Origin of the sequence: Megasphaera stantonii, assembly GCF_003367905.1 — a bacterium.
In the GTDB taxonomy this organism is placed as follows: domain Bacteria; phylum Bacillota; class Negativicutes; order Veillonellales; family Megasphaeraceae; genus Megasphaera; species Megasphaera stantonii.
The window spans coordinates 799,061-811,267 of record NZ_CP029462.1; the positions used below are offsets into that span (position 1 = coordinate 799,061).

The 12,207-nt window shown below is 48.2% G+C and carries 24 protein-coding genes; all 24 read right to left on the reverse strand.

The features are described from left to right. Nucleotides 1-280 precede the first annotated feature (280 nt). Genes map through rpsJ form a run of 24 tightly spaced genes read right to left on the reverse strand, consistent with a single transcriptional unit; the run spans nt 281 to nt 12,128 of the window. Complete coding sequence (gene map / locus DKB62_RS03810; protein ID WP_087478741.1) at nt 281-1,030, reverse strand: type I methionyl aminopeptidase; 750 nt, start codon at nt 1,028-1,030, stop codon at nt 281-283. A 2-nt stretch (nt 1,031-1,032) separates the two neighbouring features. Next, nucleotides 1,033-1,683, reverse strand: a complete 651-nt coding sequence (locus DKB62_RS03815; protein ID WP_087478742.1) for an adenylate kinase — start codon at nt 1,681-1,683, stop codon at nt 1,033-1,035. A gap of 16 nt (nt 1,684-1,699) precedes the next feature. Then, complete coding sequence (secY, locus tag DKB62_RS03820) at nt 1,700-2,962, reverse strand: preprotein translocase subunit SecY (RefSeq protein ID WP_087478743.1); 1,263 nt, start codon at nt 2,960-2,962, stop codon at nt 1,700-1,702. 1 nt (nt 2,963) lies between these two features. Continuing rightward, entirely contained in the window at nt 2,964-3,404 is a 441-nt protein-coding gene (gene rplO, locus DKB62_RS03825) for a 50S ribosomal protein L15 (RefSeq protein ID WP_087478744.1), read from the reverse strand. A 21-nt stretch (nt 3,405-3,425) separates the two neighbouring features. After that, entirely contained in the window at nt 3,426-3,605 is a 180-nt protein-coding gene (gene rpmD / locus DKB62_RS03830; protein ID WP_087478745.1) for a 50S ribosomal protein L30, read from the reverse strand. An 18-nt stretch (nt 3,606-3,623) separates the two neighbouring features. Next, nucleotides 3,624-4,124, reverse strand: a complete 501-nt coding sequence (gene rpsE, locus DKB62_RS03835) for a 30S ribosomal protein S5 (protein WP_087478746.1) — start codon at nt 4,122-4,124, stop codon at nt 3,624-3,626. Between the two features lie 18 nt (nt 4,125-4,142). Continuing rightward, nucleotides 4,143-4,505 carry a 50S ribosomal protein L18 gene (gene rplR, locus DKB62_RS03840; RefSeq protein ID WP_087478747.1) on the reverse strand — a complete coding sequence of 121 codons (363 nt, stop codon included), beginning with the start codon at nt 4,503-4,505 and terminating at the stop codon, nt 4,143-4,145. A 35-nt stretch (nt 4,506-4,540) separates the two neighbouring features. Further along, the gene (rplF, locus tag DKB62_RS03845) at nt 4,541-5,083 is read right to left on the reverse strand and encodes a 50S ribosomal protein L6 (RefSeq protein WP_087478748.1); all 543 of its coding nucleotides are present in this window, start codon (nt 5,081-5,083) and stop codon (nt 4,541-4,543) included. A gap of 17 nt (nt 5,084-5,100) precedes the next feature. Then, entirely contained in the window at nt 5,101-5,493 is a 393-nt protein-coding gene (gene rpsH, locus DKB62_RS03850; RefSeq protein ID WP_087478749.1) for a 30S ribosomal protein S8, read from the reverse strand. Nucleotides 5,494-5,522: 29 nt separating this feature from the next. Further along, a complete protein-coding gene (rpsN, locus tag DKB62_RS03855; protein WP_087478750.1) occupies nt 5,523-5,792 on the reverse strand; it encodes a 30S ribosomal protein S14 in 270 nt (89 codons plus the stop codon). Between the two features lie 18 nt (nt 5,793-5,810). After that, nucleotides 5,811-6,350, reverse strand: a complete 540-nt coding sequence (gene rplE, locus DKB62_RS03860; RefSeq protein WP_087478751.1) for a 50S ribosomal protein L5 — start codon at nt 6,348-6,350, stop codon at nt 5,811-5,813. 23 nt (nt 6,351-6,373) lie between these two features. Continuing rightward, complete coding sequence (gene rplX / locus DKB62_RS03865; RefSeq protein ID WP_087478752.1) at nt 6,374-6,691, reverse strand: 50S ribosomal protein L24; 318 nt, start codon at nt 6,689-6,691, stop codon at nt 6,374-6,376. 18 nt (nt 6,692-6,709) lie between these two features. Beyond that, complete coding sequence (gene rplN, locus DKB62_RS03870; RefSeq protein WP_007391728.1) at nt 6,710-7,078, reverse strand: 50S ribosomal protein L14; 369 nt, start codon at nt 7,076-7,078, stop codon at nt 6,710-6,712. Between the two features lie 26 nt (nt 7,079-7,104). Further along, a complete protein-coding gene (rpsQ, locus tag DKB62_RS03875; RefSeq protein WP_087478753.1) occupies nt 7,105-7,359 on the reverse strand; it encodes a 30S ribosomal protein S17 in 255 nt (84 codons plus the stop codon). A 44-nt stretch (nt 7,360-7,403) separates the two neighbouring features. Then, a complete protein-coding gene (rpmC, locus tag DKB62_RS03880) occupies nt 7,404-7,604 on the reverse strand; it encodes a 50S ribosomal protein L29 (RefSeq protein ID WP_014015743.1) in 201 nt (66 codons plus the stop codon). A gap of 1 nt (nt 7,605) precedes the next feature. After that, nucleotides 7,606-8,031, reverse strand: coding sequence for a 50S ribosomal protein L16 (rplP, locus tag DKB62_RS03885; RefSeq protein WP_087478754.1), 426 nt, complete (start codon nt 8,029-8,031; stop codon nt 7,606-7,608). Then, nucleotides 8,031-8,702 (reverse strand): 30S ribosomal protein S3, encoded by a 672-nt coding sequence (gene rpsC, locus DKB62_RS03890; RefSeq protein ID WP_087478755.1) that lies wholly within the window; start codon nt 8,700-8,702, stop codon nt 8,031-8,033. The genes rplP and rpsC overlap by 1 nt, the downstream gene beginning before the upstream one ends. Before the next feature lie 13 nt (nt 8,703-8,715). Next, nucleotides 8,716-9,051 (reverse strand): 50S ribosomal protein L22, encoded by a 336-nt coding sequence (gene rplV / locus DKB62_RS03895; protein WP_087478756.1) that lies wholly within the window; start codon nt 9,049-9,051, stop codon nt 8,716-8,718. Nucleotides 9,052-9,065: 14 nt separating this feature from the next. Next, complete coding sequence (gene rpsS / locus DKB62_RS03900; RefSeq protein ID WP_087478757.1) at nt 9,066-9,341, reverse strand: 30S ribosomal protein S19; 276 nt, start codon at nt 9,339-9,341, stop codon at nt 9,066-9,068. Nucleotides 9,342-9,364: 23 nt separating this feature from the next. Then, nucleotides 9,365-10,192: a 50S ribosomal protein L2 gene (rplB, locus tag DKB62_RS03905; RefSeq protein ID WP_087478758.1), complete on the reverse strand. Its 828-nt coding sequence runs from the start codon at nt 10,190-10,192 to the stop codon at nt 9,365-9,367. Between the two features lie 31 nt (nt 10,193-10,223). After that, entirely contained in the window at nt 10,224-10,508 is a 285-nt protein-coding gene (rplW, locus tag DKB62_RS03910; protein ID WP_087478759.1) for a 50S ribosomal protein L23, read from the reverse strand. Beyond that, nucleotides 10,508-11,131, reverse strand: coding sequence for a 50S ribosomal protein L4 (gene rplD / locus DKB62_RS03915; RefSeq protein WP_087478760.1), 624 nt, complete (start codon nt 11,129-11,131; stop codon nt 10,508-10,510). The genes rplW and rplD overlap by 1 nt, the downstream gene beginning before the upstream one ends. 32 nt (nt 11,132-11,163) lie before the next feature. Next, nucleotides 11,164-11,802: a 50S ribosomal protein L3 gene (gene rplC / locus DKB62_RS03920; RefSeq protein WP_087478761.1), complete on the reverse strand. Its 639-nt coding sequence runs from the start codon at nt 11,800-11,802 to the stop codon at nt 11,164-11,166. A 14-nt stretch (nt 11,803-11,816) separates the two neighbouring features. Then, complete coding sequence (gene rpsJ / locus DKB62_RS03925; RefSeq protein WP_006791160.1) at nt 11,817-12,128, reverse strand: 30S ribosomal protein S10; 312 nt, start codon at nt 12,126-12,128, stop codon at nt 11,817-11,819. Between the last annotated feature and the right edge of the window lie 79 nt (nt 12,129-12,207).

The following is a 12,207-nucleotide window of genomic DNA, read 5'->3' on the forward strand; positions in this document are numbered from 1 at the left end:
GTACCCTCCCTGGTCAATTCCATCTTGGCCCGGTTCAAAACGGACCGTATCCATTCATTGCTGATTCTCAGGGGACCAGCGTTTCCTCTGGATACGCTCGTTCCCACTATCTGGAGATGCCGGCAATTTTTTTTCTTCGGCTTATCCAATTTGTACTTTCGACCGTCAGCAATCCATACATAGGGATAATCCAACTTGCCGACAACGACATACAGGCCCTCTTTATCTCTGCCCGCACAGCTTTTAACGACTGTGCAGACAGGTATCTCTATCCGCTCCATCATTCCGGTAAGGTCAGGATTTCCGGACCGTTTTCAGTAATAGCTACTGTATGTTCAAAATGGGCTGCCGGCTTCTTATCACAGGTAACGACAGTCCAACCGTTTTTCAACTGCCGGACCTTTTCCGTACCCATGTTGATCATCGGCTCAATGGCCAGAACCATACCCGGTTCCAGGAGTTCTCCGTGACCGGCAACGCCATAATTCGGCACTTCCGGTTCTTCATGCATGTCGGTACCGATGCCGTGTCCTACATAATCGCGGACAACGCCGTAACCGAATGATTCGGCATAGGATTGAACGGCATGCCCGATGTCGCCCAGGTGGTTGCCAGCTACTGCCTGCTCAATGCCTTTATAGAGACATTCTTCCGTCACTTTAAGCAACTGAAGAACGGCCGGGTCAACGTGACCGATAGGAATCGTCACCGTCGAGTCTCCATGATAGCCATTTTTGTTTACAACTAAGTCAACACTGATTATATCTCCATCTTTTAGCTTGCGCCGGCCCGGAATACCGTGAACGACTTCTTCGTTTACGCTAGCGCAGATAGTCGCCGGATATCCGTAATAGCCTTTACAGCTCGGAAAGGCGCCGCAGCTGCGGATGTATTCTTCGCAACGCTGATCCAGCTCGCCTGTCGTGACGCCCGGCTTCGCCAGCTTTTTCATCAGCTGCAATGCGTTGGCAGTAATGCGACCAGCTTCGCGAATATACTCTATTTCCCGTTTAGACTTTAAAATAATCATAATTATTTACTCTTTTCAAGGCTCTTTACGATATCATCAAAGACTGCATCCATCCCCTGCTTGCCGTCGACTTCGATGTACAAGTTGGAATTTTTGTAGTAATCAATAAGCGGTTTGGTCTGAGCAGCATATACGCTGAGACGTTTTTCAACGGTTTCGACCTTATCGTCGTCGCGCTGATACAATTCTCCGCCGCATTTATCGCAAACGCCTTCTACCTTAGACGGTTTAAAAGAAATATGATATGTCGCGCCACAGGAGCGGCAAATCTGACGGCCTGTCGTCCGCTTAATCAGTTCTTCATCAGGAACGGAAATGTTGACGACTCCGTCGAGCTTAATGCCCAAATCGCTGAGAATCGCGTCGAGGGATACGGCCTGGGACGTCGTGCGCGGGAATCCGTCGAGGATAAACCCTTTCTTGCAGTCGTCTTTTGCCAGGCGTTCTCTTACGATACCGACAGTAACGGCGTCCGGTACGAGCTGACCGTTATCCATATACTTCTTAGCTTCCAAACCAAGGGGAGTCTGTTCTTTAACAGCTGCTCGGAACATATCGCCCGTTGAAATCTGGGGAATACCATATTTTTCAATCAATCGTTCGGCCTGCGTGCCTTTGCCGGCACCCGGAGGCCCCATTAAAAGAATGTACATGTAAACTACCCCCTTATCATTTCATAAAGCCCTGATACTGTCTGTTGAGCAACAACGATTCGGCCTGCTTCATCGTATCGATAGCGACGCCGACTACAATCAGCAGCGCCGTACCGCCGAAATACACACCTTCAATGCCCGTAATCCAGCCGATGAAGTTCGGCAGAATGGCGATGAAGGCGAGGAAGAACGAACCTGCCAAGGTAATACGCGTCATAATTCTATCGATATACAAAGCTGTCGGCTGGCCCGGACGAATACCGGGGATAAAGCCGCCGTACTTCTGCATGTTTTCCGTAAGCTGCGGAATATTCAGCGAAATAGCGGTATAAAAATAAGTAAAGAAGATAATCAAAATGGCGTACATAATGGTGTTGGTCACCGTACCCCATGCAAACCATCCGGCAATCATCTGTACCGTTTCATTCTGTACGAACTGTGCAATCGTAATCGGGAACATCAGCACGGACGAGGCGAAGATGATGGGGATAACGCCAGCCTGATTGACTTTCAAAGGAATATGCGTCGAATGGCCGCCGTACATCTTCCGGCCGACAATCCGTTTCGCATACTGCACAACGACGCGCCGTTGTCCCTGCGTCACCTCAATGACTACAACAATCATGAAAAGGGCGATCAAGGCGAACAACAGCACCTGGAAAATGTTGATGGAACCTGCCTGAATATATTTGTATACAGTCATGCAGCCATCGGGGAACCGCGCTACGATACCGGCGAAGATGATCAGCGAAATGCCGTTGCCGATGCCGCCTGCTGTAATCTGATCGCCCAGCCACATGAGGAAACACGTGCCGGCCGTCAGAATCACCGCTACCATAAATACCATGGCCCAGCTGTCGTTTACGAAAGCGTTGTTTACTTTCAGCGCATAGCTCATGGCAAAGGCCTGGATGAAACCTAAGACTACCGTGCCATACCGGGTGACCTTCTGGATTTTTTCACGGCCGTCCTGATTGTCCTTCGCCCACTGCTCAAAGGTCGGAACGACCGACGTGAGGAGCTGCATGATAATGGACGCGTTGATATATGGCGTAATACTCATAGCGAGGATAGAAAACTTACTCAAGGCGCCGCCGGAAAATAAATCCAACAGGCCAAATAAGTTGCCGCTGCTGAAAAGATTTTCAATGACTGAGGCGTCTACTCCCGGAACAGGGATGTGGACACCTAGTCTGAAAATAATGAACATGATCAAGGTGAAAACTGCGCGTTTCCGGAACTCCGGAACGTTCAGCACATTCTGGATGTTCTCTAACACCTTAGATCACCTCTACCTTACCACCAGCTGCTTCAATTTTTTGCTGCGCCGATTTCGTGAAGCCCTGCGCTACAACGGTAAGGGATTTTTCCAATTCGCCGTTGCCGAGGATACGAACACCGTCGCATACGTTTTTAAGAATACCTGCTTCTACCAATGCAACAGGATCTACCGTCGTGCCGTTTTCAAAGCAATTCAGTACAGAAACGTTAACTTCTGCATACTGTTTAGCCCAGATATTTTTGAAACCGCGTTTCGGGAGCAAACGATACAGAGGCATCTGGCCGCCTTCAAAGCCCGGGCGTTTACCGCCGCCGCTACGGGAAAGCTGGCCCTTCATGCCTTTGCCGGCCGTCTTGCCGTTGCCGGAGCCAATACCGCGGCCTACGCGATTGCGTTTTTTCTTGGAACCAGGAACAATACTCATTTCATGAAGTTTCAATTCAGCGCACCTCCTTCTATCTTAGATTTCTTCTACTTTGATTAAGTGTTCTACTTTATGAAGCATCCCTTTGATCTGCGGGGTTACTTCTTTTACTACGCTGGAATTCGTCTTGTGAAGACCCAGGGCAACGACAGTTGCGCGCTGGTCGCCAGGACGGCCTGCGAGACTCTTTACGAGCGTAACTTTTACTTGAGCCATCTTGTGTATCCTCCCTTATTAACCGTAAATTTCTTCTACAGTTTTGCCACGGAGTTCAGCAACTTTGTTGACATCCTTCAAACGGCTCAAGCCTTCGATCGTAGCCTGAACCATGTTGTTCGGGTTGGAAGAACCGATGGATTTTGTAAGGATGTTGCGGACGCCAGCCAATTCCAATACGGCACGTACAGGACCGCCTGCAATAACTCCAGTACCTTCGGCAGCCGGTTTCAGGAATACTTTGCCAGCGCCGAAAACACCTGTAATCGGATGGGGAATGGAACCGTTTTTCAAGGAAACAGTTACCAAATGTTTTTTAGCGTCTTCAACACCTTTGCGGATAGCTTCGGGAACTTCGCCGGCTTTACCTAATCCTGCGCCGACTCTGCCGTTGCCGTCGCCGACAACAACCAACGCACTGAAGGAAAAACGGCGGCCGCCTTTAACTACCTTAGCAACACGGTTGATGAATACGACATTTTCTTGTAATTCGAGACCTGCATGGTCAACTTTTGCCATGTGTTATTTCCTCCTTGATTAGAATTTCAAGCCAGCTTCACGAGCGGCTTCAGCAAGAGCGGCAACACGGCCATGATAAATATAACCGCCGCGGTCGAATACGACCGTCGTGATACCTTTTTCAAGAGCACGTTTTGCAACTAATGCGCCAACTAATTTTGCGCCTTCAGCATTGCCACCGCTGACGTTCTGAGCTTTAATTTCCTGATCCAACGAGCTGGCGGAAACCAAGGTAACGCCCTTCGTATCGTCGATGACCTGAGCATAAATATTGGAAAGGCTGCGGAAAACATTCAGACGAGGACGTTCAGCCGTACCGTTGATGTGTTTGCGCAAGCGCCAATGACGTTTCAAGCGAATTGCATTCTTACTGGATTTCAAGGAATTCACTCCTTTCTATGATAAGCTTACGTTAATTATTTCTTCGAACCAGCTTTGCCGGCTTTACGACGTACATGTTCGCCAGCATAGCGAATACCTTTTCCTTTGTACGGTTCAGGCAGGCGATAGCCGCGGATTTTAGCAGCGAATTCGCCGACAGTTTCATTATTAGCGCCGGATACGACGATCGTCGTTGCCGTCGGGCATTCGACCGTAACGCCTTCCGGAGCGTCTAATTCGAGGGGATGGGAGAAGCCGAGAGTCAAGGCCAGTTTCTTGCCTTTCATCTGTGCTCTGTAACCAACGCCGACGATTTCCAATTCTTTCTTAAAGCCTGTCGTAACGCCTGTTACCATGTTGGCAACGAGAGCGCGGGTCAAGCCGTGCAGGGCACGATGTTCTTTTTCGTCAGACGGACGTTCTACAGTAATGACGTTGTCAGCAACTGTAATTTTCATATCCGGGTGAAGCGTACGAGTGAGTTCGCCTTTCGGGCCTTTGACGGTAATCACGTGGCCATCGAGGTTGACATTTACGCCTGCCGGGATATCAATAGGCATTCTACCTACTCGGGACATATTGACACCTCCAAATATTACCAGACGTAAGCGATAACTTCGCCGCCCAAGCCGAGTTTACGAGCTTTTTTGTCGCTCATAACGCCCTGGGACGTAGAAATAACAGCGATTCCCAAACCACCGAGAACGCGGGGCAGTTCTTCTTTGCCGGCGTATACGCGCAGGCCCGGTTTAGAAATTCTCTTGATGCCGGTAATTACTTTTTCTCTATTGGAACCATATTTTAACGTAACTTTCAGCGTTTTGCCTTCGTTTACGGATTCATAATTCTTAACAAAGCCTTCTTCTTTCAAGATTTCGAGGACAGCGGCCTTCATCTTGGAAGCGGGCATTTCTACTTTTTCATGATAAGCCGAATTGGCATTACGGATTCTGGTGAGCATATCCGCAATCGGATCGGTCATTGCCATTGTCTAAAAACCTCCCTTCGTGAAATACATTACCAGCTGGCTTTTTTAACGCCAGGAATCTGTCCTTTGTAAGCCAGTTCACGGAATGTAATGCGGCAGATGCCGAACTTACGCATATAACCGTGAGGACGGCCGGTTACTTTGCAACGGTTGTGCAGGCGTACCGGGGACGAGTTGGCCGGCAGCTTAGAAAGCGCTTCATAGTCGCCCTTAGCTTTCAGTTCAGCACGGAGCTTTGCATAGCGGGCAACCATTTTTTCACGTTTCTTTTCACGTTCAAGCATAGATTTCTTTGCCATGTATGTTATCCTCCTTAATTACTTTTCAAACGGCATACCCATCATCGTCAGCATATCGCGGCCTTCTTCGTCCGTCGTAGCTGTGGTGACGATGGTGATGTCCATACCGCGGGCTTTATCGACCTTATCATATTCGATTTCCGGGAATATGAGCTGTTCCTTTAAGCCCAAGGTGTAGTTGCCACGGCCGTCAAATCCCTTTGCGCTTACGCCATGGAAGTCGCGGACACGAGGCAGAGCCAAATTCATCAATTTATCGAGGAATTCATACATCCGTTCGCCGCGGAGCGTTACTTTGCAGCCCAGGTTCATGCCTTCGCGGATTTTAAAGGCCGCGATGGATTTCTTGGCTTTCGTAATGATCGGCTTCTGACCGGAAATGATCGTCATATCGTTTACAGCAGCGTCCAAAGCTTTGGAGTTGGTAACAGCTTCGCCAACAGCCATGTTGATGACAACTTTTGTAACCTTCGGAATCTGCATTACATTTTTATAATTGTATTTTTCCTGCAAGCCTTTAGTGACTTCGGAAAGATATTTATCTTTTAATCTGGACACTTCTCAAGGGCCTCCCTTCTCAATTAGATGTTCTTGCCGCTCTTAACGGCAACGCGTACTTTCGTACCGTCGGCCTGCTGAACCGTTCTGACGCGGGTCGGCTTGCCGCTTTCAGGATCTACGAGCATAACGTTGGAAACGTGGATAGCTGCTTCCTTCGTGATAATGCCGCCTTGAGGATTGTTCTGACTCGGTTTCGTATGGCGCTTAACCAGATTAAGGCCTTCTACTACAACGCGGTCCTTTTTCGGATATGCTGCAATGATTTTGCCTTTTTTGCCTTTTTCTTTGCCGGCGATGACGATAACCGTATCGCCTGTCTTAACGTGCATTTTTCCCATCGAGAACACCTCCTCCGATTATAATACTTCCGGAGCCAGGGAGATGATCTTCATGAAATCTTTTTCACGCAGTTCTCTGGCAACCGGCCCAAAAATACGAGTGCCTTTAGGGCTTTTATCATTATTGATTACGACAGCTGCATTTTCGTCGAAACGGATGTACGAACCGTCTACGCGGCGCAATCCTTTTTTAGAACGAACGATAACAGCCTTTACTACGTCGCCTTTCTTGACAACGCCACCGGGTGATGCATCTTTAACAGACGCTGTAATGATATCGCCAATGTTGCCATATTTACGATATGAGCCACCCATGACCTGGATGCACAAAAGTTTCTTGGCACCGGTGTTATCGGCAACATTCAACATAGTTTCTTGCTGAATCATGGCTTAACCTCCTAGTTAATTCAAGCTTATTTAGCTGCTTCTACGATCGTCACAACTCTCCAGTGTTTCTGCTTGGACAGGGGACGGGTTTCTTCGATGCGTACGATATCGCCGATATGGCATTCGTTGTTTTCATCATGCGCTTTGAATTTTACAGTCGAAATAATCGGTTTTTTGTACAGCTTATGCTGCGTCTTATATTCTACAGCAACAACAACGGTTTTGTCCATTTTATCGCTGACAACTTTACCTACGCGGATTTTCCGTTCGTTTCTTTCCATCTGTGCTTGTAACCTCCTTTTAGATTCCAATCGAGTACGTTATCTTACGCCTGCGCTTTCAATTCTGCTTCACGCTGTACCGTTTTGATGCGGGCGATAGTCTTTTTAACTTCGCGGATACGCATTGGATTTTCTAATTGGCCGGTCGCATGTTGAAAACGGAGGTTAAACAATTCTTCTTTAAGGCTAACCACCTTTTCATCCATTTCGGCAGCGCTCAGAGCACGGATTTCTTTAACCTTCATTTTATTCACCACCTAATTCCTGACCTCTAACAACAAACTTCGTTTTAATCGGCAGTTTATGGCTTGCAAGACGCATAGCTTCGCGAGCTACTTCTTCGCTTACACCGCCCATTTCAAAAAGTACGCGGCCCGGTTTAGCAACGGCTACCCAGTATTCGGGAGCGCCTTTACCGGAACCCATACGAGTGCCAGCCGGTTTAGCCGTAATCGGCTTATCCGGGAAAATTTTAATCCAAACTTTACCGCCACGTTTGATATAACGAGTCATAGCAATACGGGCAGCTTCGATCTGACGGTTTGTAATCCAAGACGGTTCTGCTGCTACCAAACCGAAATCGCCGTGAGCGACTTTATTGCCGCGCTGAGCCTGACCTTTCATGCGGCCGCGGAACTGTTTACGATATTTAACACGTTTTGGAATTAACATTATGCTTCACTCCCTTCGTGTTTTTTCTGCGGAGCTTTTTTAGCTTCCGGCAGGATTTCACCTTTGTAAATCCAGCATTTTACGCCGATGCAGCCGTATGTCGTATGAGCTTCGGCAAAGCCGTAGTCGATATCGGCACGGAGCGTATGCAGAGGAATGGAGCCGTCGCGAACGCTTTCGCTGCGAGCGATTTCAGCGCCGCCTAAACGGCCGGAGCACATAATTTTAACGCCTTTAGCGCCCATGCGCATCGTACGGCCTACGCACTGTTTCATAGCGCGGCGGAAGCCGATACGGCGTTCGAGCTGGCTGGCTACGTTTTCAGCAACGAGGGTTGCGTCCATTTCAGCCTGTTTGATTTCGGCGATGTTAACGTCGACAGTTTTCGTCGTGAAAGCTTTCAGCGCTTTCTTAATATCTTCAATGCCTGCGCCGCCGCGGCCGATAACCATGCCCGGTTTAGCAGTATGGATAATCAATTTGATACGTTTTGCAGAACGTTCGATTTCAATACGAGAAACGCCTGCGATGAACAACTGTTTCTTTAAGAATTCACGGATTTTTACGTCTTCATTCAGAAGTGTTGCATAATCCTTTTCAGCATACCATTTCGCATCCCAGGGTTTTACAACGCCAACACGAAATCCATGGGCATTAACTTTTTGACCCACTACGTTTCCCTCCTTATGCTCTTTCTTTTACGACAACAGTCAAATGACTGGAATGTTTCAAAATCTTGAAAGCCTGTCCACGGCTGCGCGGGTGAATACGTTTCATCGTGGAGTCCTGGTCGACAAAAATTTCCGAAACATACAATTTATCTACATTCATGTCGTTGTTGTGTTCCGCGTTCGCTACGGCGGAGCGCAGTGCTTTTTCAACTACGCGGGAACCGACTTTCGGCGTAAATTTCAAGATAGAGAAAGCTTCGCCTACGTTTTTGCCCCGAACCAAATCAGCTACGATTCGAATTTTACGGGGGGCAATGCGGATATGTCTAGCAATTGCTCTTGCTTCCATTGATGTTACCTCCCTTATTTCGTTGCTTTTTCAGATTTAGCGTGGCCTTTGAACGTACGAGTCGGCGCAAATTCGCCCAACTTATGACCTACCATGTCTTCTGTAACATATACAGGAACGTGTTTCCGGCCGTCGTGAACAGCAATCGTATGACCTACGAAGCTAGGCAAAATCGTGGATGCACGAGACCAGGTTTTTACTACTTTCTTTTCATTAGCTTCATTCATAGCGTCGATCTTCTTCAGCAGGTGGAATGCTACGAATGGGCCCTTTTTAACGGATCTGGACACTTAATTATCTCCTTTCCACAATCTTATTTACGTCTCTTCACAATAAATTTATTGGAAGCTTTTTTAGATTCACGAGTCTTAACGCCATAAGCAGGTTTACCCCAAGGAGTAACCGGACGTTTACGGCCGACAGGAGACTTGCCTTCGCCGCCGCCATGCGGATGGTCGCACGGATTCATAACGACGCCGCGGTTGCCCGGACGGATACCCTTCCAACGGGAACGGCCGGCTTTACCGACGGTAATGTTTTCATGGTCCGTATTGCTGACTACGCCGACCGTAGCGCGGCATTTGATATGGACCTGGCGAAGTTCGCCCGAAGGAAGACGGAGCAGCGCATAGTTGCCTTCTTTAGCCATGAGCTGTGCCGATTCGCCGGCAGAACGAACCATCTGGCCGCCTTTGCCGATTTTCAATTCAACGTTGTGCACCAACGTACCGAGAGGAATATTAGCCAAGGGCAATGCGTTGCCGATTTTGATATCCGATTCGGGGCCGCTGTAAACAACGTCACCTACTTTAAGGCCGTTCGGAGCGATGATATAGCGTTTTTCGCCGTCTGCATAGAACAGAAGGGCGATATTAGCAGAGCGGTTCGGATCGTATTCGATCGTCGCTACTTTTGCAGGAATGTTATCTTTAATACGTTTGAAGTCGATCAAACGATAACGGCGTTTGTGACCGCCACCCTGATGACGGACTGTCATTCTGCCGCTGTTATTACGACCGCCCTTGCTGCTTACTTTAGCCAGCAAGGATTTTTCCGGTTTGGACGTCGTGATGTCTTCGAAAGTCGAAACAGTCATGAAACGACGGCCGGCGGAATACGGTTTAAATGATTTAATGGCCATTGTAGTGCCTCCTCCTTTATTTCGTTATCCCTTAAGCTCCTTCAAAGAATTCGATTGTTTCGCCTTCCTGAAGTGTTACGATGGCTTTCTTGTAATCCGGGCGTTTGCCGATATATTTGCCCATGCGTTTGAATTTACCCATCATACGAATCGTGTTGACGCTCTTTACTTTTACGCCGAACACAGCTTCAACAGCTTTACGGATTTCGATTTTATTGGCATGGAGCGGTACTCTGAAAGTATATTTGCCATCAGACATCATCATCGTTGTCTTTTCAGTAATAACCGGTTTTAACAAGATATCATGCATCATCATTACGCGAGCACCTCCTCAATCTTGGCTACAGCGCTCTTTGTGACAAACAATTTTGTGTGGTGGAGCAAATCAAAGATGTTCACGCCTTCAGTGGAAACAGCTTTGACGCCAGTGATGTTACGGGCGCAGCGCGCGACGATTTCGTCATTATCCGTAATGAAGAGAACTTTTTCACCGGCAAACTTGAAGTTGTTGATGATGTTGACGATTTCTTTCGTCTTCGGAGCTGCCAAGGTGATTTCGTCCAATACGAACAATTCATTCGTATTTACTTTATCGCTCAGAGCAGATTTAACAGCCAGACGTCTTGCCTTGCGAGGCATTTTCTGAGCGTAAGAACGCGGATGGGGACCCCAAATGGTGCCGCCGCCAACCCACAACGGGCTGCGGGTGCTGCCTACACGGGCCCGGCCGGTTCCTTTTTGTTTCCAAGGTTTCTTGCCGCCGCCACGAACCAAACCTCTGGTTTTCGTGGAGTGCGTGCCTAAACGTTCGTTAGCGAGCTGACGAAGAACGGCCTGTCTCATGACAGCTTCGTTTACTTCAACGCCAAATACGCTATCGTTTAATTCGATTTCACCGGTCTGTGCGCCGGCAATATTATACGTGCTTACTTTTGGCATTATTATTTATCCTCCTTCCTGTGTGACAACAATTAGCGGGGTTTTACAGTATCACGGATCATGACAAGGCTGCCTTTAGCACCCGGAATACCGCCTTTGATCAAGATAAGGTTTTTATCCATGTCGACTTTTACGACGGAGAGATGAAGAACCGTTGCCTGATTACCACCCATTTGTCCAGGAAGTTTTTTACCTTTGATGACTTTACCGCCACCGCCGCTGATCATAGGTCCGAGAGAACCAGGTTCACGGTGAGATTTAGAGCCGTGAGTCATTGGCCCGCGATGGAAGCCGTGACGTTTGATGGTACCTGCAAAACCTTTCCCCTTGCTGGTGCCAATTACGTCGACGAGATCGCCGCTTGCGAATATATCAGCTGCCAGAGTTTGGCCTACCGTGTATTCCGGCGTATCTGTCAAACGGAATTCGCGAAGATACTTAACAGGAGCTACGCCTGCTTTGTCGAATTGACCCTTAACGGGTTTTGTCAGATGTTTTTCTTTGATTTCGCCATAGCCCAGCTGAATGGAGTTGTATCCGTCCGTATCAACGGTTTTTACGCGGACAACGACATTCGGCGAAGCTTCGACGACTGTTACGGGGATGACTGCGCCTTCTTCAGTAAAAATCTGAGTCATACCCAACTTTTTCCCCAAAATAGCTTTAGACATAATCGCACCTCCTCCTATAATTTGATTTCAATGTCTACGCCAGCCGGCAGGTCGAGTCTCATCAAAGCGTCAACAGTTTTATTGGAAGCTTCGAGAATATCGATCAAGCGTTTGTGCGTACGCAGTTCGAACTGTTCACGAGAATCTTTGTTTACGTGGGGCGAACGCAGAATCGTGAAGATGTTCTTTTCCGTCGGAAGCGGAATCGGGCCAGATACCATAGCACCTGTCCGTTTCGCCGTATCGACGATTTTCGCCGCGCTCTGATCCAACGTCTTGTGGTCATAAGCTTTGAGGCGAATTCTGATTCTTTCCTGTTTTGCCATTACTTAATTCCTCCTAACGTCCATTTCTTAGAATAGACTGCTCCATAGGAGTTTCCCCGCAGGGCGGGCAACATCCTAT

Bases quoted from the DNA above. Each gene is read 5' to 3' on its own strand.
- map (WP_087478741.1), bottom strand. From the start codon at position 1,030: ATGATTATTTTAAAGTCTAAACGGGAAATAGAGTATATTCGCGAAGCT.
- DKB62_RS03815 (WP_087478742.1), bottom strand. From the start codon at position 1,683: ATGTACATTCTTTTAATGGGGCCTCCGGGTGCCGGCAAAGGCACGCAG.
- rpmD (WP_087478745.1), bottom strand. From the start codon at position 3,605: ATGGCTCAAGTAAAAGTTACGCTCGTAAAGAGTCTCGCAGGCCGTCCT.
- rpsE (WP_087478746.1), bottom strand. From the start codon at position 4,124: ATGGCAAAAGTTGACCATGCAGGTCTCGAATTACAAGAAAATGTCGTA.
- rplF (WP_087478748.1), bottom strand. From the start codon at position 5,083: ATGTCCCGAGTAGGTAGAATGCCTATTGATATCCCGGCAGGCGTAAAT.
- rpsH (WP_087478749.1), bottom strand. From the start codon at position 5,493: ATGGCAATGACCGATCCGATTGCGGATATGCTCACCAGAATCCGTAAT.
- rpsN (WP_087478750.1), bottom strand. From the start codon at position 5,792: ATGGCAAAGAAATCTATGCTTGAACGTGAAAAGAAACGTGAAAAAATG.
- rplX (WP_087478752.1), bottom strand. From the start codon at position 6,691: ATGGGAAAAATGCACGTTAAGACAGGCGATACGGTTATCGTCATCGCC.
- rplN (WP_007391728.1), bottom strand. From the start codon at position 7,078: ATGATTCAGCAAGAAACTATGTTGAATGTTGCCGATAACACCGGTGCC.
- rpsQ (WP_087478753.1), bottom strand. From the start codon at position 7,359: ATGGAAAGAAACGAACGGAAAATCCGCGTAGGTAAAGTTGTCAGCGAT.
- rpmC (WP_014015743.1), bottom strand. From the start codon at position 7,604: ATGAAGGTTAAAGAAATCCGTGCTCTGAGCGCTGCCGAAATGGATGAA.
- rplP (WP_087478754.1), bottom strand. From the start codon at position 8,031: ATGTTAATTCCAAAACGTGTTAAATATCGTAAACAGTTCCGCGGCCGC.
- rplV (WP_087478756.1), bottom strand. From the start codon at position 9,051: ATGGAAGCAAGAGCAATTGCTAGACATATCCGCATTGCCCCCCGTAAA.
- rplB (WP_087478758.1), bottom strand. From the start codon at position 10,192: ATGGCCATTAAATCATTTAAACCGTATTCCGCCGGCCGTCGTTTCATG.
- rplW (WP_087478759.1), bottom strand. From the start codon at position 10,508: ATGATGATGCATGATATCTTGTTAAAACCGGTTATTACTGAAAAGACA.
- rplD (WP_087478760.1), bottom strand. From the start codon at position 11,131: ATGCCAAAAGTAAGCACGTATAATATTGCCGGCGCACAGACCGGTGAA.
- rplC (WP_087478761.1), bottom strand. From the start codon at position 11,802: ATGTCTAAAGCTATTTTGGGGAAAAAGTTGGGTATGACTCAGATTTTT.
- rpsJ (WP_006791160.1), bottom strand. From the start codon at position 12,128: ATGGCAAAACAGGAAAGAATCAGAATTCGCCTCAAAGCTTATGACCAC.